Here is a 395-nt window from a genome sequence, read left to right on the forward strand (position 1 = left end):
AAAAAATATAGCTAACCACTAATTTATCATGTCAGTGTTCGCTTAACTTGCTAGCATGATGCTAATTTCGTGGCATGGCGAAAATCCGTAGATCTGAAGAGACCTGCGGTTCTTTTTATATAGAGCGTAAATACATTTAATACCTTTTAAAGTATTCTTTGCTGTATTGATACTTTGATACCTTGTCTTTCTTACTTTAATATGACGGTGATCTTGCTCAATGAGGTTATTCAGATATTTCGATGTACAATGACAGTCAGGTTTAAGTTTAAAACCTTTAATTACTTTAGCCATTGCTACCTTCGTTGAAGGTGCCTGATCTGTAATTACCTTTTGAGGTTTACCAAATTGTTTAATGAGACGTTTGATAAACGCATATGCTGAATGATTATCTC

General features: G+C 33.9%; 1 pseudogene. It reads right to left on the bottom strand.

The features are described from left to right. Nucleotides 1-42: 42 nt before the first annotated feature. Nucleotides 43-395: pseudogene (locus tag E2558_RS12270) on the bottom strand (IS6-like element IS257 family transposase); the annotation flags it as partial.

Source organism: Staphylococcus pragensis (assembly GCF_004785665.1).
GTDB classification, from domain to species: Bacteria; Bacillota; Bacilli; order Staphylococcales; family Staphylococcaceae; genus Staphylococcus; species Staphylococcus pragensis.